Genomic DNA, 21,212 nt, shown 5'->3' on the forward strand with positions numbered 1-21,212 from the left:
GTTGCAAACGGCGCGCCCGTGATCGATGAGATGCCGGCACAGGCACAAGCCGGGATCTGACATCATGACAGCCACCGACTTCATCGTTGCGCGCGACGATTTCGAAACGTGCCAGACGATCGCAACCACGCTCCCTGAGATCGACACATTGCCGCAGGATGCGCTGCTGGTGAAGGTCGATCGCTTTGCGCTGACCGCGAACAATATCACCTATGCCGTGCTCGGCGACGCGCTGAAATATTGGCAGCTGTTTCCCGCACCCGCGGGCTTCGGCAACATTCCGGTGTGGGGCTTTGGCGACGTGATCGCCTCGAAACATCCGAACGTGCCCGTGGGTGAGCGCCTGTTCGGCTATTTCCCGATGGCGACGCATCTCGTTATCGAAGCGGCCGACGTCAGCAAGCGCGGCTTACGCGACGGCGCCGCACACCGGCAAGGCGTGGCGCCCGTCTACAATGCCTATGCGCGCGTCAGCGGCGATCCCGCCTATGCTGGCAAGCAGGGCGACTACCAGGCGCTGCTGCGGCCGTTGTTCATGCTGTCGTTCCTGGTCGATGATTTCCTGACCGAAAACGACGATTTCGGCGCGCGCCGCGTGCTGCTCTCGAGCGCATCGAGCAAGACCGCATTCGGGCTCGGCCATCTCCTGCATACGCGCGGCCGCAAGGTGATCGGCCTGACCTCGGCCGGCAATACCGGCTTCGCCACGTCGCTCGGCTGCTATGACGAAATCGTCACCTATGACCGGGTGACGTCGTTGCCATCAGAAACGCCGGTTGCCTTCATCGACATGGCCGGCAACAGCGCGCTGCGAACCGAGTTGCACCGACACTTCCGCGACCAGATGAAATGCTCCGTGCGCGTCGGTTTGACGCATCGCGCCACCGAGCCCGACGAGGGCGAACTGCCCGGCGCAAAGCCGCGCTGGTTCTCCGCACCCGACACGATCCGCAAGCGCGCCAAGGAGTGGGGCCCGGGCGGAATCGAGCAGCGCTTCGGCCCGGCATGGTCCGGTTTCGCACCGATGCTGGAGCGATGCCTGAGCGTAGTCGAAAGCCGCGGGCCCGAGGCGGTGCAGCGGGTCTACCTCGACACGCTGAAGGGGCGCATTCCGCCTGAGCAGGGGCACATGCTGTCACTGCTCGGGTAAAGCGCTTTTGACATGGCCTAGATCCAGTATAGCGTTTGATCTCGAGGAAACGCCGCGAAGACGGCCACGAGGTCGCGCATGCTGGATCGGACGAAGGATATTGCCGTCTCCGCGCAAGCCTGGCTCGATGAATTCGGGCGTGCACTTGGCAAACCTGATGGCGCAGCATTCGACCGGCTTTTTCTCGCCGACAGTTTTTGGCGCGATGTGCTGGCGCTGGCGGCACGGCCGTTCCAGCCGATCTCATCGTGCTCTCGACCGGCTACAAGCCGCAGCAATACCTGGTGCGAAATCTGTTCGGCGACGGCGTCGCCGGCCGCATCGGCCCGGTCTGGGGCTTTGGCAGCGGTTTTGAGCTGCGCAACATGTATGCGCGCACGGGGCAACCCGGCCTGTGGTTCATCGCCGGCAGCCTCGCGCAGTGCCGGATCAACTCGAAATTTCTCGCGCTGCAGATCAAGGCGATCGAGGAAGGGATTTTGCCGCGAGCCGCGGCAAACGAGGGCGACAGAGAGAGGGGACCACCAATGCCAGCCATTCTCGGCACCGGCGAGCACCGCTACCGCGTCGTCGAAAATTTCGCAAAGCTTCCCGATGGCTGGCAGCTCACCGACGTCGCCTCTGTGGCTGTCGACAGCAAGGACCGCGTCTACGTCTTCAACCGCGGCGCCCATCCGATGGTGGTGCTCGACCGCGAGGGCAATTTTCTTCGAAGTTGGGGCGAAGGCCTGTTCTGCCGCGCCCACGGCCTGCACATCGACGCCAACGACAATCTCTATTGCACCGATGACGGCGACCACACTGTGCGCAAATGCACCACCGACGGCAAGGTGCTGCTGACGATCGGCATCCCGGCGAAGCCTGCGCCGTTCATGAGCGGTGAGCCCTTCCACCGCTGCACCCACACCGCGCTGTCACCGAAGGGCGAGATCTATGGCAATGCGCGCGTGCACAAATACACGCCGGACGGCAAGCTCATCAAAAGCTGGGGCGAGCCCGGCACCGATCCCGGCCAGTTCAACATCGTGCACAACATCGCCACCGATGCCGACGGCTGGGTCTACGTCGCCGACCGCGAGAACCATCGCGTGCAGGTGTTTAATGGCGAGGGAAAATACGAGACCCAGTGGAATAATCTGCACCGCCCTTGCGCGCTGTGCTGTTGCGGCGGCGGCAAGAACCCGACCTTCGTGATCGGCGAGCTCGGCCCTGGCATGGCCGTCAACCGCAAGGTGCCCAATCTCGGCCCGCGCCTGTCGATCGTAGACGCCAAAGGCAAGCGCATCGCGCGGCTCGGCGGCGAGGAGGGCCCGGGTGTCGCCAGCGGAAAGTTTCTGGCACCCCACGGTATCGCGCTGGATTCGAAGGGCGATATCTACGTCGGCGAAGTCGGCATCACCGACTGGAAGACGAGTTTTCCGGACGAAGAGGTCCCGGCCACGGTGCGCGCGACACGGTGCTTGCAGAAGCTGGAGCGGGTGCGAGGGTGATGCCGGCGGCGCCGCAGAATGACGCGCCGGGGTGCGGGGACTGTAGACAGCACAGATGGTTCCGAGCCCACCCCGCTCGAATCCGCCAAATCACGGCGGTTTTAAGCGCTTCGCCACCCCGCCGCCGTATTGCTTGCGCCTGAATAAGTCGCTCAACGGGCTTCACAATCCCGTCACGCTGCATGTAGTATGTCAATACATGCTGCTTCGCAGCGTATATTGGAGGCCGGGAGCGTTACTTGAACGCACATGTCTCGCAAGGCAGTTGGCCGGTGCTGGTCCTCAATGCGGACTTCCGGCCGCTGAGTTACTACCCACTGTCTCTGTGGTCGTGGCAGGACGCGATCAAGGCGGTGTTTCTCGATCGCGTCAATATCGTCGCGCATTACGATCAGGCAGTTCACAGCCCCACGCTGCAAATGCAGCTGCCGAGCGTGGTTTCGCTCAAATCCTTCGTCAAGCCGACCACTCATCCCGCCTTCACGCGGTTCAACGTCTTCCTGCGCGATCGTTTCGCCTGCCAATATTGCGGCTCGCCCGAAGACCTCACCTTCGATCACATCATCCCGCGCAGCAAAGGCGGCCAGACCACCTGGGAGAACGTGGTCGCGGCGTGCTCGCCCTGTAATCTGCGCAAGGGTAATCTCACGCCGGTGCAAGCCAAGATGTTTCCGCGCCAGCACGCCTTCGCCCCAACCGTGCACCAGCTCCACCGCAACGGCCGCCTGTTTCCGCCGAACTATCTGCACGACAGCTGGCTGGACTATCTCTACTGGGATACGGAGCTGGATCCGTAGCGCGCGCTCGTCGCGCGCGGCGACGATGTCAGGGCGCGACGATGTGCAGCGCATCCCGTGGCGGCAGCGTCGTTCTGAATGCATTCAGCGCTGAACTCACTTCAGCCGCATCGGCAAGTGGTGTGCAGTAGAATGTGATGTTTCTTTGCGACAGGGTTGCGGTCCTGGTCTCGAGCACAGCGACCTTGGTCCAGCCCGAGGGTATCCCTTTCGGAAACCAGGCGTCATAGATCATCACCAGCCCGACGCCGTGCGCATCGGCAAGTGCCGCCATCCCCGCGGGACCGTACTCCCCCGCGGTCCTTGCCAAGCGGATATCTTCCGACCCAAGGCCCCAGAGGTCGAGCACGTAATTGGCATTGCCGGAGGCGACAAGACCGAGATCGTTGACCCCGACCGCACGCCGGTAGAACGAACGGGCGAAACGGCCCATCTGGTAGTGCTGCTCGTATGAGCCGCAGGCCGTAGGCGCTCGTCACGCTCCGCAGCAGATTGCGGACGATGGCAGGCAAGCCGCTCGCGCTCTGATCGATGTTTGCGAGGTACCCCTTCAACAGCACCGAGCTCGGCAGGAGCGGCCGGCCGCGCGAGACCATCAGCGCGCCATAGCCCAACAGACCAAGCATGATGACCAGCGCCGCAGCGGCGGCGAAGCGCCGATGTCCGCGCCTGCAAACAATCCGTTCGAGCGGTCGAAATCGTTGGCAGTGACCGTCACAAACACCCTCGCGATCAGGGTTGCAGTCCGTGCGAGGACCAGTTCGCCCCACCCAATATTGCAAAGACTTTAGTCGGTGATTTCCCGGGCTATCGGATCCAACCGTTCGTGCCAGCCTGTCGTTAACGATGGCGAGCGGCGAATTCGGATTGCAAATTGCGATTGAAAGCCGGAATCCTTTCCCGTTCGTTACCGTCTCTTAAGGCTCGCTCGGCAATCTGAGCTGCAAAGTGCAGCCGCACCGTCTCGTCGCAAGGTCGTCATCCATGCTCACCGCAACGTTGGAGCAGATCCAGGCCTCGCCGCGGAGGCGGACGATCTATGTCTGCGTCATTGTTGCGCTGCTGGCAGCCATCCTCGTCTTCAAGGCGTTCCGGTTCTTCGAAGGCGGCCTCTGGTACGGCAGCCAGACACCCGACTTCACCGCCTTCCATATCGTCGCGCAACGGATCTGGCTCGGGGATCTCGACCCGACCTACCAATTCGCGTCGTTCACGAAGATGCAGCTCGCGGCAGCCGGTGGCGCGGCTGACGTCATGCCCTGGACTTACCCGCCGCAATTCGACCTGCTGCTTGCGCCCCTCGCGTTCCTTCCCGGCTGGGCCGCCTATTTTCTCTTCACGGCGGTCACGCTGGCGGCCTATCTGATGGCGCTCCGCACCGTCGCCGGAAGCAACTTCGCGCTCGTGCTCGTCGTGTTTTTCCCGGCCATCGCGATCACGATTGCGATCGGCCAGAATGGCCTGTTGACCGGCGCCCTGATCGGGCTGGTCTGCATCAACGCGGAACGGCGCCCGGTGCTTGCCGGCATCGCACTCGGCCTGATGGTCATCAAGCCTCATCTGGCCGTTGCGGCCGGCATCTACATGCTGTTGACGCGTCACTGGCCGGCGGTGCTGACCGCCGCGATCGTGGTGGTCGCAAGCTCGCTCGTCTGCACGCTCGCCTTCGGTCCGCAAATCTGGGTCGCCTGGCTCGGCAGCATCCGGGAAGCCGCAGGCTTTCTGGAGGAAGGCCGCTACCAGCTGTTTCGGATGATCTCGGTCTATGCGGCCCTGTACAAGGCCGGCCTCTCCGCCGCTGGAGCGTTCTGGGGGCAGATGGCCATGGCAGCGCTCGCGCTGGTCGCCGTCGCGCTCGCAGTTGCTCGCGGACCGTCTCCCCGCTTCGCGCTCGGCATCGTCGCGGTCGTCTCCGTGATGATCAGCCCCTACGCCTATGACTATGACCTGCCGATCGTGGGGATCGGGCTTGCACTGCTGCTTCCGGACTTTGCCAGCCTGGCGAGCCCACGCGAACGCAGCGCGATCTACGCCCTGCTCCTGCTGGCCAACGCCTATGGACTGCTGCAGTCGGCGCGGCTGTCCGCAGAGAACGTCACCGTGAGTGACCTGCAAGATTACGCGGCTCCGGCCGTTGGAGGCTTTGCTCTCATGGCGGTGCTCGCGATACTGCTGCGGTGCCTGCTGCGCGACGCCAGGCCTGCCGCCGTCCACCTGCACGGCGAGCCCGCGTAGCTTCGCGTCCGGCACGCATGTCATGGAATGATTGCGCGGTTGGCGCAGCCAGGCCATGGCGACCGACGGAACTGGAAGGGCTGCCGTCCGTTCAGATGGGAAGCCCATGCGACCGCGAACGCGGCAGCGCAACCGACGGAGGCTCGCCATGCCCACAGCCGAGAAAGATCACGTCTACAAGATCCTGGAACTGGTCGGATCGTCCGAGACCTCTATCGAAGATGCGATCAAGAACGCGATCAGCCGCTCCGCGAAAACCGTTCGCGAGATGAAATGGTTCGAGGTGGTGCAGACTCGTGGCCATATCGAGAACAACGCCGTGCGCCACTACCAGGTGACGCTGCGCGTCGGCTTCACGCTGGAGGCCTAGAGGTTCGGATCGGCGCCATGTCGTGGTTAACAACTCGGCACGGACAATCCGCGACATATCCGTGATGACTACGGATTTTCCGCGCGGAACGAGAACTCCGCTCAATCAGCGCGGAAATTGCAATGTGCCGTTAAGGCGAAAATGAGAGGTTTGCCCCAAATTGGAGCAAGCCGGCATGGTCACGAGCCGCAGTGACATCGGCAAAACCCGCCTCCCTTTGTGGGCCGCAGGATTCGTTGCGCTGGCGTGCGTCGCGATCATGGCCCTGGCCGGCTGGCGCGAATGGGAAACACGCGCCACCGAATTGAAGAATGCCGAAGTGGACGTGACCAATCTCGCCCACTCGCTGGTGCAGCACGCGGACGATACGTTCGAGCTCGTCGATACGATCCTGGTCGGGCTGGTCAATCGGCTCGAGCTCGATGGGATGGGCCCGGACGCGGTCGCAAAGCTCCAGATCTATCTGCCGACCCGCAAATCATCGGACCGCATCCGTGGCATCTTCGTTTATGATGAGGCCGGCCGATGGCTTGCCGCAACCGAGCCGGTTGATTTTTCGAAGCTCAACAACAGCGACCGCGAATATTTCCAGCGCCATCGCGACTCGCCGGATCGCAACACGTTGATCGGACGGCCGGTCAGGAGTCGCGCCGGCGGCCAATGGATCATCACGGCGTCGCGCCGGATCAACCACCCCGACGGCAGCTTTGCCGGGGTTGCCCTGGTCACGATCGACGCCGCCTATTTCGTCAAATTCTACGGACGGTTCGACGTCGGGCCGAACGGCTCGGCGTCGCTGCTGAACAATGACGGCATCATGCTGGCGCGCAGCCACGACCAGAACGGCACCTTCGTCGGACGCGACCTGTCCAATGCGCCGTTGTACAGAGAATGGAACAGCCGGCCCGCCGCTGCGGTCTACTATTTCACGTCGCCGCTCGATGGCGTGCAGCGGCTAAGCTATTATCAGCGCAGCAGCCGCTATCCGCTCATGGTGGTCGCGACCAAGGCGGAGGACGAGGTACTCGCGCCGTGGCGGCGGGCGGCCGTCACGCGCATGGCCTACGTCGTCGGCCTGACCTGCGTGATCGCTGTGATCGGCTTCTACCTCGTGCGGCAGTTGTTCCAGCGGCAACGTATGGCGGCGGCGCTGGCCGCCAGTGAGGCTCATTTCCGCCTGCTCGCCGAACAGTCCAGCGATATGGTGACCCGGGTCGGGCGCGATAACCGGCTGCTCTACGTGTCTCCATCGTGCGCGCGCATCATCGGCTGGAGTCCCGATGAGCTGTTGGGCACGTCGGCGGTGGCCGGCGTCCATCCAGACGACCTGGAGCGGGTCGAGCAGACGATGGCGGCTCTGAGAAACGGCGAGGCCGAGGAGGCCAGGTTCGTGTATCGCCAACGCCATCGCGAAAAGGGGGACATCTGGGCCGAGTCGACCCTGCACGTGACCAGGGCGTCCGATACGGGCGAGATCGACGGCGTCGTGGCAGTCCTGCGCGACATGACCGAGCAGAAGGACTTGCAGGACAAGCTCGCCTCGCAGGCGACCACCGACGGACTGACGGGACTCGCCAACCGGCGGCATTTCGATGAGCGCCTTGCGGAAGAATGGGCCCGCGCCAGACGCGACGACACACCGCTCTCGCTGCTGCTGATCGATGTCGATCAATTCAAGAAGTTCAACGACCATTATGGCCATCAGGCCGGCGACGGATGCTTGCGCGCGCTGGGAAGGGTCCTGTCCGCGCAGGCCAAGCGCCCTGCTGACCTGGCGGCACGATATGGCGGCGAGGAATTTGCCCTGCTGTTGCCGAGCACCGATGCGAACGGCTGCGCCGAGATCGGCGAACGCGTCCGCGAGGCGATGCGTGAGCTTGCAATGCTGCACGCACAGAACCCGCCATCCCGCCTGGTAACGGTCAGCCTTGGCGGCGCCACCGGGATGCCATCGCAGGTTACGACCGACTGCAACGCGCTGGTGGCGGCGGCCGATCGCGCGCTTTACGCCGCCAAGGACGGCGGACGCGACCGGCTGGCGATGTCGGGCCAGATCGTGCCGTGGCCCGCGAAACGCGCGTGAGGAGATCAGCCGCTCACCAGGCGTAGCTGCGCGTGACCTCCGAAATTCGCCCTCGAACTTGCAGTGTCAGGCCAGATGGCACGCCACGAAGTGCTCGCCGGCGCCTTCCTTCAGCTCCGGCGCGCTTTCCGCGCAGCGCGGCTGGGCGATCGGGCAACGGGTGTGGAAGTGGCAGCCCGACGGCGGCTTCATCGGACTCGGCACGTCGCCCTTGAGGCGGATGCGGTTGCGCTTGAGCCTGGGATCCGGCACCGGCACCGCGGAGAGCAGTGCCTTGGTATAGGGATGCTGCGGATTGCGATAGAGGTCGCTCGCCTTCGCCAGCTCGACGATGCGGCCGAGATACATCACCGCGACGCGGTCCGAGATGTGCTCGACCACCGAGAGGTCGTGCGCGACGAAGAGATAGGTGAGGTTCAGCTCCGCCTGGAGATCTTCCAGGAGGTTGATGACCTGGGCCTGGATCGAGACGTCGAGCGCGGACACCGGCTCGTCGCAGACGATCAGTTTTGGTTCGACCGCGAGCGCACGTGCGATCACGATGCGCTGACGCTGGCCGCCGGAGAATTCGTGCGGATAGCGGCGCATATGCTCGGCCTTGAGGCCGACCTTGACCAGCAGGCCTGCGACGCGCTCCTCGCGCTCCTTGGTGTTGGATGCGAGATTGTGGATCGTGAAGGCCTCGCCAAGGATGGAGCCGACCGTCATGCGTGGATTGAGTGAGGCGAACGGATCCTGGAACACGAGCTGCATGTTCCGCCGCATCGCGCGCAGATCGTTGCCGCCGAGCTTGCCGACGTCCTGGCCGTCGAACATGACTTCGCCGTCGGTCGGCTCGATCAGGCGCAGCACGCAGCGCCCGGTCGTCGACTTGCCGCAGCCGGATTCGCCGACGAGACCAAGCGTCTCACCACGATTGACCGAGAACGACACGCCATCGACCGCGTAAACACTGCCGACCTGGCGCGACAACAGGCCGCCGAGCACGGGGAAATATTTCTTCAGGCCGCTGACGCGGAGCAGGGGCTCGCTCATGCCGCGTCTCCCAACTGCGTATCTCCCAGATGACAGGCCATGCGGTGGCCGGGCGCGATCTCGCGCAGCAGCGGCTCCTTCTCGGTGCAGACGTTCATGGCAAACTTGCAGCGCGGCGCGAAGCGGCAGCCGATCGGCGGATTGATCAGGATCGGCACCGAGCCGCCGATCGCCTCGAGCCGCGTCTTGTGCTCGCTGTCGAGATCGATGCGCGGGATCGAACGGATCAGGCCTTGCGTGTAGGGATGACCCGGATCGGCGAAGAGAGCGTCGACATCCGCCTCCTCCACCACCTTGCCCGCATACATTACGACGACACGCTGCGCGGTTTCGGCTACGACGCCCATGGCATGGGTGATCAACATCACCGCCATGCCGAAGCGCTCCTTCATGTCTTGGAGCAGGTCGAGGATCTGCGCCTGGATGGTGACATCGAGGGCGGTGGTCGGCTCGTCGGCGATGATCAGCTTGGGCTTGCAGGCCAGCGCCATCGCGATCATCACGCGCTGGCGCATGCCGCCGGAGAACTGGTGCGGATAGTTGTGCACACGGCCTTCGGCGTTCGGGATCTGCACCAGCTTCAGCATCTCGATGGTGCGCTCGAGCGCCTGCTTCCTGGTCACAGCCTCGTGCCGACGCAGGCTCTCGGCGATCTGCTCGCCGACCGTGAGCACCGGATTGAGCGATGTCATCGGCTCCTGGAAGATGAAGCCGATCTCCTTGGCGCGGATCTCGTCGAGTTGATCGCTCGTCAGCGGCACCAGATCGCGGCCCTCGAAGATGATCTCGCCGGCCGCGATGCGGCCCGGCGGCATTGCGATCAGCTTCAGGATCGACATCGCGGTGACGGTCTTGCCGCAGCCGGACTCGCCGACGACGCAGAGCGTCTCGCCCCTGTTGATGGTGATGTCGACGCCGTCGACGGCCTGCAGGATGCCGTCATCGGTGGAGAAGTGGGTCTTGAGTCCCTTGATCTCGAGCAGCGGCGCCATCAGATCACCCGTCGCGCATCGAGCGCGTCACGCAGACCGTCGCCGATGAAGTTGATGGCGACCACCGCGATGAAGATCGCGCCGCCCGGAAACAAGGCCCAGTGCGGGCCGATGTCGAGGAAGTCCTTGGCATCGTACAGCAGCCGGCCCCAGGTCGGGGTATCGGGCGGAAAGCCGAGGCCGAGGAAGGACAGCGTCGATTCCGCGATGATCGCGGCGGCAACGTCGATGGTGCCGGCGATGATCACCGGACCGAGCGCATTGGGCAGGATGTGCTTCACCACCTGCCGCGCCGGGCTCGCACCGAGCGCACGCGCGGCCTCGACGAATTCCTTTTCGCGGATCGACAGGAACTGCGCACGCACGAGGCGCGCCACCGGCATCCAGCGCAAGCCGCCGATCACGAGCACGATCAGGATGAAGATGCCGCCCTCGGGGCCGAACACCTGCTTCAGCCCGTCGCGGAAGAGATAGATCAGCAACAGGAGCAGCGGCAGTTGCGGCAGCGACAAAAAGAGATCGGTGAGCCACATCAATCCGTGCCCGAGCGCGCCGCGCGACATGCCGGCGAGCGAACCAATCAGCGTGCCGATGAACACCGAGACCAGCATCGCGGCGAGCCCGACCGCGAGCGAGATGCGGCCGCCATAGATCATGCGGGCGAGGATGTCCTGCCCAAGATCGTCGGTGCCGAAGGGATGGGCGAGCGACGGCCCCTGCAGGCCCGCAACGATATCGATGTCGTCGATCTTGACCCGCCAGATGAAGGGGCCGGCCACCACCGCCAGAATCAAGATGAGGAGCAGGAACGCACTAACCACGGCAAGCTTGTGGCGGCTGAAGCGCCGCCACGTCTCGCGCCAGGGCGAGTAGACGCGCCGCTCAGCGGAGGGAGATGCGAGGGTCAAGCCAGCCATAAAGGACGTCCGCGATGAGATTGAACAGCACCACGAGGCACGCGAAGACGAAGGTGACGGCCATCACCACGGGCGTGTCGTTGGAAAGGATGGAGGAGATCAAGAGCGAGCCGATGCCCGGGATACGGAAGATCTGCTCGGTGACGATGGCGCCGCCGAACACGGCAGGCAACTGCAGCGCGATCAGCGTAACGACCGGGATCATGGCGTTGCGCATCACATGCTTGACGATGACCTTGGCCTGGCCGAGACCCTTGGCGCGCGCCGTGGTGACGTAGTCGAGCCGGATCACATCGAGCATCGCCGAGCGCACGAAGCGCGTCATCGACGCCGCCTGGAACAGGCCGAGCACCGCCACCGGCATGATCGCCTGCCGGATCATTTCCAGCACATAGCGGATGCCGGTGGCCCTGATGTCGGTGGTGTAGACGAAGGGCAGCCAATCCAGCGTGACCGAGAAGATCAGGATGAACAGGATGCCAGTGAAGAAGGTCGGCAGCGAAAAGCCGACGAAGGCGAGCGTGTTCGCGATTCGGTCGAACAGCGAATAGGGCTTCGTCGCCGCATAAACGCCGACGGGAATCGCGATCAGGAGCGCCAGGATCTGCGCCGAGCCGATCACGTAGAGCGTGGTCGGCAGGCGCTGAAGGATGAGCGTATCGACGTTCATCCGGCTAACAAAGGAAAAGCCCCAGTCGCCATGCAGCATGGCGTTGAGCCAGTGCAAATAGCGAAGGTAGATCGGATCGTCGAGACCGAACCTGGCCCGAAGCGCGGCTTGCACTTCAGGCGGCACATTCGGGTTGGTCGCAAGCTCGCTGAAGGGGTCGCCTGGCGCAAGCGCCAGGACGACGAACAGGACGAGCGAGATTCCGAGCAGGCTCGGAATCGCGATCATCAGACGACGCAGGACGTACTGACTCATGAGCGAATAATCCGCCTAGACGCCCGTACTCAGCCCTCTCGGTACCAATCCTGGAGATTGTCGGTTTGGTTGGCCCAGCCGGACAGCGCCGGCCGAAGGGTGTTGCTGCTGGCCTCCACGGCGAGACGGTGCATCACGGGAATGAAGGCCGTGTCCTGCCAGATCAAATCGTTGCACTTGATGTAAAGGCCTGCCCGCTTGACCGGGTCGGTCTCCGTCTCGGCAGCGTCGATCGCCGCGTCGAAGTCCTTGTTGATCCAGCGCGGGAAGTTCGGCCCCTGCCATTTGTTCTCCTTGGTGGCCACGTTGCGCGAATGGTAGCGGCGCATGTGCAGGGCCGGATCCGGCTGCGTCATCGGAATCTGGAACATCTCGATGTCGGCGAAGAACTTGGAATAAGTGTCGGGGTTGGCGACGTCGGAGGAGAAGAACACCGAGGCCACGACCGATTTCAGCTCGACGTCGATGCCGGCCTTCTGGCAGGCCTGCTTGATGATCGCCTGGGTCTTCTGGCGCGGACCGTTGATCGAGGTCTGGAACAGGAGCTTCAGCTTCTTGCCGTCCTTTTCGCGGACGCCGTCTGCGCCGGTTTTCCATCCGGCCTCATCGAGCAGTGCGCTCGCCTTCTCGACGCTGAATTCCCATTTGGTGTTCTTGGACACGAACTCCTCGGGGCCATTGAGGTAGTTCGCGGTGGTGCGGCCGGCGCGGCCGTAGATCGCCTTCTTGACGGAATCGCGATCAACCAAAAGCGCGAGCGCCTGGCGCACCCTGGGGTCCGACAGGATCGGATGCCTGGTCTTCAATGAGGAGCGTTCGCCGTCGATCTCGGTGTTGGGATCGGTGAAGTTGATGGCGATGAACTCGATGTCGCCGCCGACGGCGTAGAGAGTCTTGCCCTTGCCGCCCTTTTCCAGGCGCAGCAGAACTTCGTCCTCCACCTGCATGTTCCAGGCGAAATCATATTCGCCGGTCTGGATGACGGCGCGCGCCGCCGAGACCGCGTCACCGCCACCCTTCATTTCAACGCTGTCGAAATACGGCCGATTGGCCATGTGGTAGTCGGGATTGATCTCGCCGCGCACCAGGTCGCCCGGCTTGAACTCGACGAACTTGTAGGGGCCGGTGCCGACCGGCTTCAGGTTGTTCGGGGCCTCGCGGGACTTGCCACCCTTATATTCGGCGAACAGATGTTTCGGGATGATGCAGCCGTAGGCCCCGACAAAGGCATTCGCCCAAAACGGGGTCGGGTCGTTGAACTTGATGCGGATGGTAAGGTCGTCGACCTTCTCGACGGTGAGGCCGCTATAGGTGCTGATCGAGACGCATGCCGTGGCGGGGTCGCTGGCATATTCCCAGGTGAAGACGAGATCGTCGGCGGTAACCGGCTTTCCGTCGTGCCATTTGACGCCGGGCTTGAGTTTCCAGACGACCGATTTGGCGTCTTCCGAAAGGCCGCCATTCTTGATCGACGGAATTTCAGCGGCGAGGATCGGATTGAGATGGCCGTTAACATCCCAGCTCGCGAGCGGCTCGTAGAAGATGCGCGAGCCGTCCTGATCCTTGGTGCCGGTGGCGAAATGCGGATTGAGCAAAGTCGGCCCCTGCCACCACAACAGCTTCAGCGGACCGCCGCCGCCGCGCTTGGTCGGAGGATACGGATTCGGGCTCTGCGCCATGGCGACGCCGCCGATGGCGAGGATCTGGTTTGCCATGGGCGCGGTGAGGCCGACGGCGGCCAGGCGCTGGATGAAGGCGCGGCGATCCATCCGCCCGTCCTTCACGTCACCAATCATCGAACGCAGTTCTTTATCCAGCATGGTTGTCCCCGTCTGGTTCCCGTATGGATGCAGGCGGCCGCGGGACGGCCGCCGGGTTTTGGCTGGCGGTAGATGGCACACTGAATAGGCCGCGCGTCAACTGCGACCGTGTGTGTGCAAACGGTCTTCTGGCTGTCTGTTGAGCAAAACTTCGCTCCGCAGCCCAACGGTTCGGCATTCCAGCGTCAAAATCCGCTGGAAACCAAGTTGCACTGCGAAAAATTTGTTCGCAGGATCAGACGAAGTATCGAGACGGAATTCTACGCCACGGACATATCGAGCGGCGGCTCGACGTGATCCGGCAGCGGGCAGACGTAAGGCGTCTTGGTCGTACGCTTCGTCAGGTCAGCCTTCGCGGCCTTGATCAGTTCCGGTTCTGTCAATGCCTTGATGCCGAGGCCAGCCATCGCCTTGGCCGCCTGCACCATCGCCTTGTGGGCATGCGGGCTCTTGCCCTGCGCGACCACCTGCCAGGTGTGGAACGGCGTGCCGATTGCAACCGTCGGTGCGTGAACCTGCACGGTCGGCACCACCCAGCTCACATCGCCCACGTCGGTCGAGCCGACCAGCGGGTTACGCTTGGCGTCGAGCGGCACCAGGAAGTCGGCCAGCGGCCGATCGGTCGGCTCCATGCCGATCGCGTAATAGACCGACGCGATGTCCTTGTCGGTCAGCGTCGCGCGGATCTGACCGGCAAAGCCCTTGTCCGCGTCGTCGAAATGCGGCGGTCCGAGCTCTTCCATGATGCGATGCAGTGCCTGCTCCAGCGGCGTGTTCGGCAGGATGTTCGAAACCGCGGAGATGATCTTCATCTCGACCTTGGTCTCGGTCATCAAGGCTGCACCCTCTGCGATCTTGCTGACGCGCCCGACCAGTTCGTTCATGCCGGGAAGATCACGGGCGCGGATGGAATAGCGCACGCGGGCATGGGCCTGCACCACGTTGGGCGCGATGCCGCCGGTATCGAGCAGCGCGTAATGCACGCGCGCATCGCTCGGCATGTGCTCGCGCATATAGTTCACGCCGACATTCATCAGCTCCACCGCGTCGAGCGCGGAGCGGCCGAGATGGGGCGAAGCCGCCGCATGCGAGGTGCGGCCGGTGAAGATGAAGTCGGCGCGGGTGTTGGCGAGCGACGGCGTCACCGCGACTTCCCAGAAACTGTGCGGATGCCAGGTGATGGCGATATCGGCGTCCTCGAACGCGCCGGAGCGCACCATGAAGGCCTTGGCCGCGCCGCCTTCTTCCGCCGGGCAGCCATAATAGCGCACGCGGCCGGGCACCTTGTTCTCGGCGAGCCAGTCCTTCACTGCGGTCGCGGCAAGAAGTGCCGCGGATCCGAGCAGATTGTGACCACAGCCATGGCCGTGACCGCCGGTCTCGACCGGACGGTGCTCGGCAATTCCGGCCTCCTGGCTCAGGCCCGGCAGCGCGTCATATTCACCCATGAAGGCGATGACCGGACCGCCCTCGCCCCATTCGCCCATCACCGCCGTCGGAATGCCCGCCACATTCTCGGTGATGCGGAAACCCTGGTGGTGCAGCTCAGTGAGATGCTCGGCGGCGGAACGCGCCTCGGTGTAGCAGACTTCGGGCATGCCCCAGACCTTGTCGCTAAGGTCGATGAAACGTCCCTTGATCGTGTCGATGCCACGCCAGATGTCGCTGCGATTGTCCATGGTTTGGTCCGTGATCTCTTGGTCAAACGAAGCGGCAATGGTTAGCAGCTTCATTGAACCCCGCCTAGCATCTCGCGGGACACCAGCCATGCGACCGATGCCGGATTGGGCCGCCGTCGGCCGACTTTAGGCAAACAATTCCTGTCATCTTCGGAAATCGGCGGCGCGACATCTGGAATAGTTGCGGTCAAGTCTTTCAAGACGGCCTCCTCCGGCCTAAATTATGCTTGCTTCGCGCGTTATTCCGCAGCCATGGCGGAGCGATGCTCAGCCAGGAGAACTCCATGCCCGCCTTGACCGAATGGAGAGTGCCGCCGGCCAATCAGCCGCGTGCGAGCGATTACGGCTTTGATCTCGACCGTGCGCTCGCCTCCGTCGTCGGCCTGCACGCCATCATCCCGCCGGACGCCTTCAGCGCCGAAACGCTCGGCACCGAACGCGCCGGCAACGGTGTGGTCATCGATGACGGGCTGGTGCTCACCATCGGCTATCTCATCACGGAGGCAGAATCCGTCTGGCTGCACCTCGGCGACGGACGCGTGGTGGAGGGACATGTGCTCGGCTTCGATGCCGTCACCGGCTTCGGCCTGGTGCAGGCGCTCGGCCGGCTCGACGTCGAGCCGCTGCCGCTTGGCTCGTCGGCCGAGACCCGGCTCGGCGACCGCGTCGTGGTCGGTGGCGCCGGAGGACGGACGCGATCGGTCGCGAGCCAGATCGTCGCCAAGCAGGAATTCGCCGGTTACTGGGAGTATCTGCTCGACGAGGCCTTGTTCACCTATCCTGCCCATCCGAATTGGGGCGGCACGGGCCTGATCAACGCGCGCGGCGAATTGATCGGCATCGGCTCGCTCCAGCTCGAGCGTGAACGCGACGGCAAGGCCGAGCACGTCAACATGATCGTGCCGATCGACCTGTTGAAGCCGATCCTCGACGATCTCCGCAAGTTCGGCCGCGTCAACCAGCCGGCACGGCCGTGGCTCGGGCTCTTTTCGACCGAGATCGACAACCGCGTTTTGGTGATCGGAATCTCCGCTAACGGTCCCGCCGCCCGCGCCGAGCTCAAGACCGGCGACGTCATTCTTGCTGTCGCTGGCGAAACGGTCACGAGCCAGACGGCCTTCTACAAGAAGATGTGGGGGCTGGGTGCGGCCGGCGTCGACGTGCCGCTCACCGTGCATCATGAAGGCGTCACCTTCGATGTCACGGTGACGTCGACCGACCGCTTCAAGCTTCTGAAGGCGCCGCAGCTGCACTGACAAGATTGAACTGACTCCAAGCAGAGGAAGCGGCGATGACCGAGGCCGTCATTGACGACATCGTGGCCGTGCTGCCGCCGCTCCTCAATGCGCTGGAAGCGCTCGGCTTCTTCCAGCGGCATCTGCATCCGCCGGCCTTCGCCACGGTGATGAACGCCATCGGCGCGCCGGACGATGCGCTTCAGTCGGCCCATGCAGCGATCGACGCATGGCCGGAGCAGTTCGCCGGACTGCGCGAACGGCTGAATGGCGCTTGCAATGAGACGCTCGCCACCTTTGCCGGCATCCGCGACGTCGAGCGCGGCGACGGCGATCTCGTCGCTGTGTTCCGCGCGCTGCGCCATCTGCCGCGCGCACAAGAGGCGCTGTATCCGCTGTCGGTGCAATTTCCTCCGGTCAGCAATTTCTTCCTCAACACCGCTAATCGCGAGAATGAGGAGCTGCTGTCACGGCTCGAGGTCGGGGCGAGCGAGCACACCGGCATCTTCCACGACCACAACGAGCCCGGCAGCCGCGGCGGCTTCTCGGTCTATGTGCCCGAATATTACACACGCGATCGCGCCATGCCTCTGGTGATGGCGTTGCATGGCGGCAGCGGCAACGGCCGCGGTTTTTTGTGGAGCTGGCTGCGCGATGCCCGCAGCCTTGGCGCCATCCTAGTGGCGCCAACTGCGATCGGGCAGACCTGGGCGCTGATGGGCGACGACACCGATACGCCCAACCTCATGCGCATCCTCGAAACCGTGCGCAAGCGCTGGAATGTCGATGCCTCACGCTTGCTGCTGACCGGCATGAGCGACGGCGGCACCTTCTGCTACGTCAGCGGCCTCGACGGCGCCTCGCCCTTCACTCATCTTGCGCCGGTGTCGGCGACGTTCCATCCCCTGATGGCGGAGATGGCCGACGCCACGCGACTGCAGGGCCTGCCGATCTTCATCACCCATGGCAAGCTCGACTGGATGTTTCCCGTGCAGACCGCACGGCAGACGCAGGGAGCACTTGCTGCCGCCAGCGCCGATGTCACCTACCGCGAGATCGACGATCTCAGCCACGCCTATCCGCGCGAGATCAATGCCGAACTGCTGGAGTGGCTGAACGGGGGATGAACCAGCCGTCCTTACCTGCGCCGCACTGTCGCGGAACCATCACTCCGGGCCGACGTTATCCGCCCGTCACCGGAGGTTCGCCATGCAAACGTTTTTCGGAATGATTTTAGGAGCGCTTCTGCTCGGCTGCGGTGTCTATGTCTATGACTCCATGCAGACGTCGTCGGTCGCCAACGGCGAAGTCGCGACCGCCAATCGCACCATCGTGAATTGGGATGTCGCGAAGGCCGACTGGAATGCGCTGCAAGATCGCGCGCACAAGGGCTGGGTCCGGATCTCTTCGAAGTAATCTCGGTCGACCAGACATGGACAAGGCGCCGTCGCGGGTCCGCGGCGGCGTCTTTGTCTTGGTTCGATCAGCGCAACGATGCGTCAGTTCATCTTGGCCTTGCGGGCGTCGGCGATGACCTGCTCGAACTCGGCCATGCTGAGCACACCAGGCACGCGGTACTTGCCGACGATGAAGGACGGAGTGCCCCGGAAGCCGAAAGCCTCGGCCTGATCGTTGTTGCGCTTGAGGATCGCGTCGATGTCCTTGCCGTGTGCGGTGAGGTCGCTCTTGAGGCGGTCCATATCGACGCCGGCGGCCGCCAGCAACTCGTTGATGCGCGACTCGGTCAGGCGCGAACTGACGCCCATCATGGCGTCATGGGCCTTGTGGTACTTGTCCTGGTACTTCGCGGCGAGCGCGATCCGGGCGGCGGTCACCGAGACCGGCCCGAGGATGGGCCAGTCTTTCAAAACCAGCCTGGCCTTGCCATCGTCCTGGATGACTTGGCGCAACTCCGGCTCGAGCTTACGGCAATAGGGACAATTGTAGTCGGACCACTCGATGATGCTGATATTGCCATCGGGATTGCCGGCAACGGGGACGTCGGGGTCACGCAGCACCTTGGCTTCGCTGAGCACTTCGTCATCACCGGTGGCTGCGCGTGCTAAGGTCATACTGCCAGCCGCGAGGGCGCCCGCCCCGATCACCGTCAGCGCCGCGCGGCGCGTCGGCCCAACGCCCTTAGTCCTGAATCCAGCCATATCTCGTCCCGTTTCGGTCCCATCTTCGCAAATTCGTTTCGGAACCGGGAATTGTTACACCTCATATAGAGTGTCACGGGGGCGATGTCATTGCATCAGCAGGGCGCCCACCAAGGCAACCAGGAACGAGGTCACCGAGGCGTTGCCGCTAGGCGCGGGACGCGCGCTGTTCGTGCGAAGTCGCAAGGCGGGGCAGCATCGCCATCAGCGTTCCGGTCATGGTGGCAATGAGCGTGGTCTTCCCCTCGCACTCGGCGAAGGCCCTGGCTTCGCAGAAGGTGAGCGTGCGGCCGGGCTTGACCACCCCGCTCTTGAAGACGAAGCGCTGGCCGCGGGCGGGGGCGAGCAGCGTGGCCTTGAACTCGACCGTGAGGATATCGGCCTCGGACGGCATCAGCGTGAAGGCGGCAACGCCACAGGCATTATCGAGCCCCGCGGTGATGATGCCGGCATGGACAAAACCGTTCTGCTGCGTGAAGGCCGGTGAATGCAGCATCGCCAGCTCGACCTCGCCCGGCGCAAGGCGGACGATCACGATGCCGAGCGTGCGCATCGCCGGCTGTCCCTCGAACATTGCAATGGCCGCCGCACGATAGCCCGGGTTTTTCGGCTCGAACGCAGCCATCGCACTATCCCTGTCCTGTGATCCCTGCCCTGCGATCTTGATACGGTAGCGTATCAGGCATGGAACGCGTTAGCAATACGGTACCGTATCAAGAACCGGTGAGGCTTCCTTCATGAACGACGGCAAGGGCGATGTCTGGGTCGAGGCAGGGTTTAACGAGCTCGCCCGCGCAGGTGTCGAGGGGGTGCGGGTCGAGGTGCTCGCCAAGAATTTGGGCGTCACCAAGGGCGGCTTCTACCGCCGCTTCGCCGACCGCGCCGCGCTGCTCGAAGCGATGCTGGTGCACTGGCGCGAGGGACGCTCAGCATCAATTGCAGAGCAGACCAGCCTGGACGGGCAAGAGCCCCGCGAGCGGCTGAGGGCGGTGATCCAGCTCTATTCCGAGCGGCTCAATCCGGAGGGCATGGCGATCGAGCTCGCGATCCGGCAGTGGGCGCGCTCCGATCAGAGCGCCGCTGCGGCGGTGGCGAGCGTGGATGCGGCGCGGCTGAAGCACGTCGCCGAACTCTATCGCGCGACCGGCCTCGAGGCCGAGGAGGCGGAGGCGCAGGCCTTCCTGTTCTACTGCTTCATCTTTGGCCAGAGCCTGTTGTTCGTCGAGCGCGGCCCGCGCAAGCGATCACAGCTCGTGGCGAAATCGGCCGAGAAGCTCTTGGACTAAGCAAGATGGCCGGAGCTTTGCTCCGGCCATCGCATCAATTCGAAGCGTCAAGCGGCGCCCTTCAGCTTCTTGTTGCATTCGCTGTAATAGCCGCCGCCCTTCTCGATCCACTTCATGCCGCCATTGCCGTTGGTGGTCTTGTTGGCGTTGTACTGGTCGACGCAGGTATGGAGGCGCGCCTTGCCGGCGGTCTCCTTGGCGTATTTCGGATCGACCGCGTTCGGGAAGATCGCAGGGCCCGCCGGCATCGTCGGTGCCGGGGCAGCAGCGGGGGCTGCCTCCTTCTTGGCCTGCTTCGGCTCGGCAGCAGGCGGAGGCGCAGCCGGGGCAGCCGCGGTCGGCGCAGCCGCCGGCGTCGCATCGGCGCCGCACTGGACTTTGCGGAAGTCATTCCACTTCATGGTGCCGAGCGAGCCGTCCTTCTTGGCGGCCTGATATTTCGCGCTGCACTCTTGCGAGGTCAACGCCTGCGCCGGCGCGCTTGCCACCAGTGCGGCAGCAACGCCCGACATGGCAATCGCACACAACAGTTTGGCTTGAATGGTCATCCTTGGTCTCCCTCAGGGAAGCAAAACGAGGACTGCTATCCTAGCGTGCTGGGGACATCCGACAAGGAAGTGATGCCGCTTGGCGCTAAAATATAGTGATCGCGCTGTTCGGGATTATTCATGTCGCGTTCAGCAATGCGGGCCGACGTTCGCGCCCCTCCGCAACTTTCGCAAGAAGAGCCACATCATGACCCTCGCCTCCCGTCTCGCCGTCGTCGCGATCGCCTCCCTGTTCGCCACCGGCACCGCTTTCGCGCAGACCGCGGCGCCGGCCGCCAAGACTGACGCCACCACGACCACCGACAAGAAGGCGCCGAAGGAGCACTCGGCCGAATCGCTCGAATGCTCCAAGCAGGCGGACGCCAAGGGCCTGCACGGGAAGGAGCGCAAGAAATTCCGCTCCGAGTGCATCAAGACCGCGAAGGGCGGCGCCACGCCTGCGCCTGCCGCCGATAAGAAGTAAATCCGTCACAATCCTCCCCTCGCCTTTG

Annotated in this window: 21 protein-coding genes and 1 pseudogene; 12 read left to right on the forward strand and 10 right to left on the reverse strand. The window is 63.8% G+C overall.

From position 1 onward, the window contains the following. Window positions 1–64: 64 nt before the first annotated feature. The 4 genes and pseudogenes from YUA_RS0110395 to YUA_RS0110405 all read left to right on the forward strand — a co-directional run bounded on the left by YUA_RS0110395 (window position 65) and on the right by YUA_RS0110405 (window position 3,437). Window positions 65–1,150: a DUF2855 family protein gene (locus YUA_RS0110395; RefSeq protein ID WP_027530625.1), complete on the forward strand. Its 1,086-nt coding sequence runs from the start codon at window positions 65–67 to the stop codon at window positions 1,148–1,150. Between the two features lie 221 nt (window positions 1,151–1,371). Beyond that, a pseudogene (locus YUA_RS48045) lies at window positions 1,372–1,638 on the forward strand (monooxygenase); the annotation flags it as partial. Window positions 1,639–1,677: 39 nt separating this feature from the next. After that, complete coding sequence (locus tag YUA_RS0110400; protein WP_027530626.1) at window positions 1,678–2,640, forward strand: peptidyl-alpha-hydroxyglycine alpha-amidating lyase family protein; 963 nt, start codon at window positions 1,678–1,680, stop codon at window positions 2,638–2,640. A 239-nt stretch (window positions 2,641–2,879) separates the two neighbouring features. Continuing rightward, a complete protein-coding gene (locus YUA_RS0110405; protein ID WP_018316280.1) occupies window positions 2,880–3,437 on the forward strand; it encodes an HNH endonuclease in 558 nt (185 codons plus the stop codon). Between the two features lie 28 nt (window positions 3,438–3,465). On the opposite strand, the gene YUA_RS0110410 is transcribed toward YUA_RS0110405, so the two are convergent. Beyond that, window positions 3,466–3,870 carry a hypothetical protein gene (locus YUA_RS0110410; protein WP_027530627.1) on the reverse strand — a complete coding sequence of 135 codons (405 nt, stop codon included), beginning with the start codon at window positions 3,868–3,870 and terminating at the stop codon, window positions 3,466–3,468. A 551-nt stretch (window positions 3,871–4,421) separates the two neighbouring features. Between YUA_RS0110410 and YUA_RS0110415 the strand changes: the two genes are divergently transcribed. The 3 genes from YUA_RS0110415 (at window position 4,422) to YUA_RS0110425 (ending at window position 8,125) form a co-directional block, all read left to right on the forward strand. Continuing rightward, on the forward strand, window positions 4,422–5,672 hold the full coding sequence (locus tag YUA_RS0110415) for a glycosyltransferase family 87 protein (RefSeq protein WP_027530628.1): 1,251 nt from the start codon (window positions 4,422–4,424) through the stop codon (window positions 5,670–5,672). A 148-nt stretch (window positions 5,673–5,820) separates the two neighbouring features. Further along, window positions 5,821–6,042 (forward strand): dodecin, encoded by a 222-nt coding sequence (locus tag YUA_RS0110420; protein WP_027530629.1) that lies wholly within the window; start codon window positions 5,821–5,823, stop codon window positions 6,040–6,042. Between the two features lie 175 nt (window positions 6,043–6,217). Continuing rightward, complete coding sequence (locus tag YUA_RS0110425; RefSeq protein ID WP_027530630.1) at window positions 6,218–8,125, forward strand: diguanylate cyclase domain-containing protein; 1,908 nt, start codon at window positions 6,218–6,220, stop codon at window positions 8,123–8,125. A gap of 66 nt (window positions 8,126–8,191) precedes the next feature. On the opposite strand, the gene YUA_RS0110430 is transcribed toward YUA_RS0110425, so the two are convergent. The 6 genes from YUA_RS0110430 to YUA_RS0110455 all read right to left on the reverse strand — a co-directional run bounded on the left by YUA_RS0110430 (window position 8,192) and on the right by YUA_RS0110455 (window position 15,493). Next, on the reverse strand, window positions 8,192–9,160 hold the full coding sequence (locus YUA_RS0110430; protein ID WP_027530631.1) for an ABC transporter ATP-binding protein: 969 nt from the start codon (window positions 9,158–9,160) through the stop codon (window positions 8,192–8,194). Then, window positions 9,157–10,152, reverse strand: a complete 996-nt coding sequence (locus YUA_RS0110435; RefSeq protein WP_027530632.1) for an ABC transporter ATP-binding protein — start codon at window positions 10,150–10,152, stop codon at window positions 9,157–9,159. Before YUA_RS0110435 ends, YUA_RS0110430 begins: the two co-directional genes overlap by 4 nt. Next, window positions 10,152–11,069, reverse strand: coding sequence for an ABC transporter permease (locus YUA_RS0110440; RefSeq protein WP_027530633.1), 918 nt, complete (start codon window positions 11,067–11,069; stop codon window positions 10,152–10,154). Before YUA_RS0110440 ends, YUA_RS0110435 begins: the two co-directional genes overlap by 1 nt. Continuing rightward, the gene (locus YUA_RS0110445) at window positions 11,035–11,994 is read right to left on the reverse strand and encodes an ABC transporter permease (RefSeq protein WP_027530634.1); all 960 of its coding nucleotides are present in this window, start codon (window positions 11,992–11,994) and stop codon (window positions 11,035–11,037) included. The genes YUA_RS0110440 and YUA_RS0110445 overlap by 35 nt, the downstream gene beginning before the upstream one ends. A gap of 29 nt (window positions 11,995–12,023) precedes the next feature. After that, complete coding sequence (locus YUA_RS0110450) at window positions 12,024–13,814, reverse strand: peptide ABC transporter substrate-binding protein (RefSeq protein WP_027530635.1); 1,791 nt, start codon at window positions 13,812–13,814, stop codon at window positions 12,024–12,026. Between the two features lie 260 nt (window positions 13,815–14,074). Beyond that, window positions 14,075–15,493: a M20 family metallopeptidase gene (locus YUA_RS0110455; RefSeq protein ID WP_027530636.1), complete on the reverse strand. Its 1,419-nt coding sequence runs from the start codon at window positions 15,491–15,493 to the stop codon at window positions 14,075–14,077. Between the two features lie 284 nt (window positions 15,494–15,777). Between YUA_RS0110455 and YUA_RS0110460 the strand changes: the two genes are divergently transcribed. The 3 genes from YUA_RS0110460 to YUA_RS0110470 all read left to right on the forward strand — a co-directional run bounded on the left by YUA_RS0110460 (window position 15,778) and on the right by YUA_RS0110470 (window position 18,144). Next, window positions 15,778–16,749, forward strand: coding sequence for a S1C family serine protease (locus tag YUA_RS0110460; RefSeq protein WP_027530637.1), 972 nt, complete (start codon window positions 15,778–15,780; stop codon window positions 16,747–16,749). Between the two features lie 35 nt (window positions 16,750–16,784). Further along, a complete protein-coding gene (locus tag YUA_RS0110465) occupies window positions 16,785–17,855 on the forward strand; it encodes a dienelactone hydrolase family protein (protein ID WP_027530638.1) in 1,071 nt (356 codons plus the stop codon). Window positions 17,856–17,937: 82 nt separating this feature from the next. Beyond that, window positions 17,938–18,144: a hypothetical protein gene (locus tag YUA_RS0110470; RefSeq protein ID WP_027530639.1), complete on the forward strand. Its 207-nt coding sequence runs from the start codon at window positions 17,938–17,940 to the stop codon at window positions 18,142–18,144. Between the two features lie 83 nt (window positions 18,145–18,227). Here the strand turns inward: YUA_RS0110470 and YUA_RS0110475 are convergent, their stop codons facing one another. Further along, a complete protein-coding gene (locus YUA_RS0110475; RefSeq protein WP_027530640.1) occupies window positions 18,228–18,887 on the reverse strand; it encodes a DsbA family protein in 660 nt (219 codons plus the stop codon). A gap of 148 nt (window positions 18,888–19,035) precedes the next feature. Further along, a complete protein-coding gene (locus YUA_RS0110480) occupies window positions 19,036–19,512 on the reverse strand; it encodes a PaaI family thioesterase (RefSeq protein WP_027530641.1) in 477 nt (158 codons plus the stop codon). A gap of 112 nt (window positions 19,513–19,624) precedes the next feature. On the opposite strand from YUA_RS0110480, the gene YUA_RS0110485 reads away from it, so the two are divergent. Continuing rightward, window positions 19,625–20,173 (forward strand): TetR/AcrR family transcriptional regulator, encoded by a 549-nt coding sequence (locus YUA_RS0110485; RefSeq protein ID WP_027530642.1) that lies wholly within the window; start codon window positions 19,625–19,627, stop codon window positions 20,171–20,173. 47 nt (window positions 20,174–20,220) lie between these two features. Here YUA_RS0110485 and YUA_RS0110490 read toward each other — a convergent pair whose 3' ends face one another. Continuing rightward, window positions 20,221–20,721, reverse strand: coding sequence for a hypothetical protein (locus YUA_RS0110490; RefSeq protein ID WP_027530643.1), 501 nt, complete (start codon window positions 20,719–20,721; stop codon window positions 20,221–20,223). A gap of 187 nt (window positions 20,722–20,908) precedes the next feature. Between YUA_RS0110490 and YUA_RS0110495 the strand changes: the two genes are divergently transcribed. Continuing rightward, the gene (locus YUA_RS0110495; protein WP_027530644.1) at window positions 20,909–21,184 is read left to right on the forward strand and encodes a PsiF family protein; all 276 of its coding nucleotides are present in this window, start codon (window positions 20,909–20,911) and stop codon (window positions 21,182–21,184) included. The last annotated feature ends 28 nt before the right edge of the window (window positions 21,185–21,212 follow it).

This window comes from Bradyrhizobium sp. WSM3983, from assembly GCF_000473045.1.
Lineage (GTDB): Bacteria > Pseudomonadota > Alphaproteobacteria > Rhizobiales > Xanthobacteraceae > Bradyrhizobium.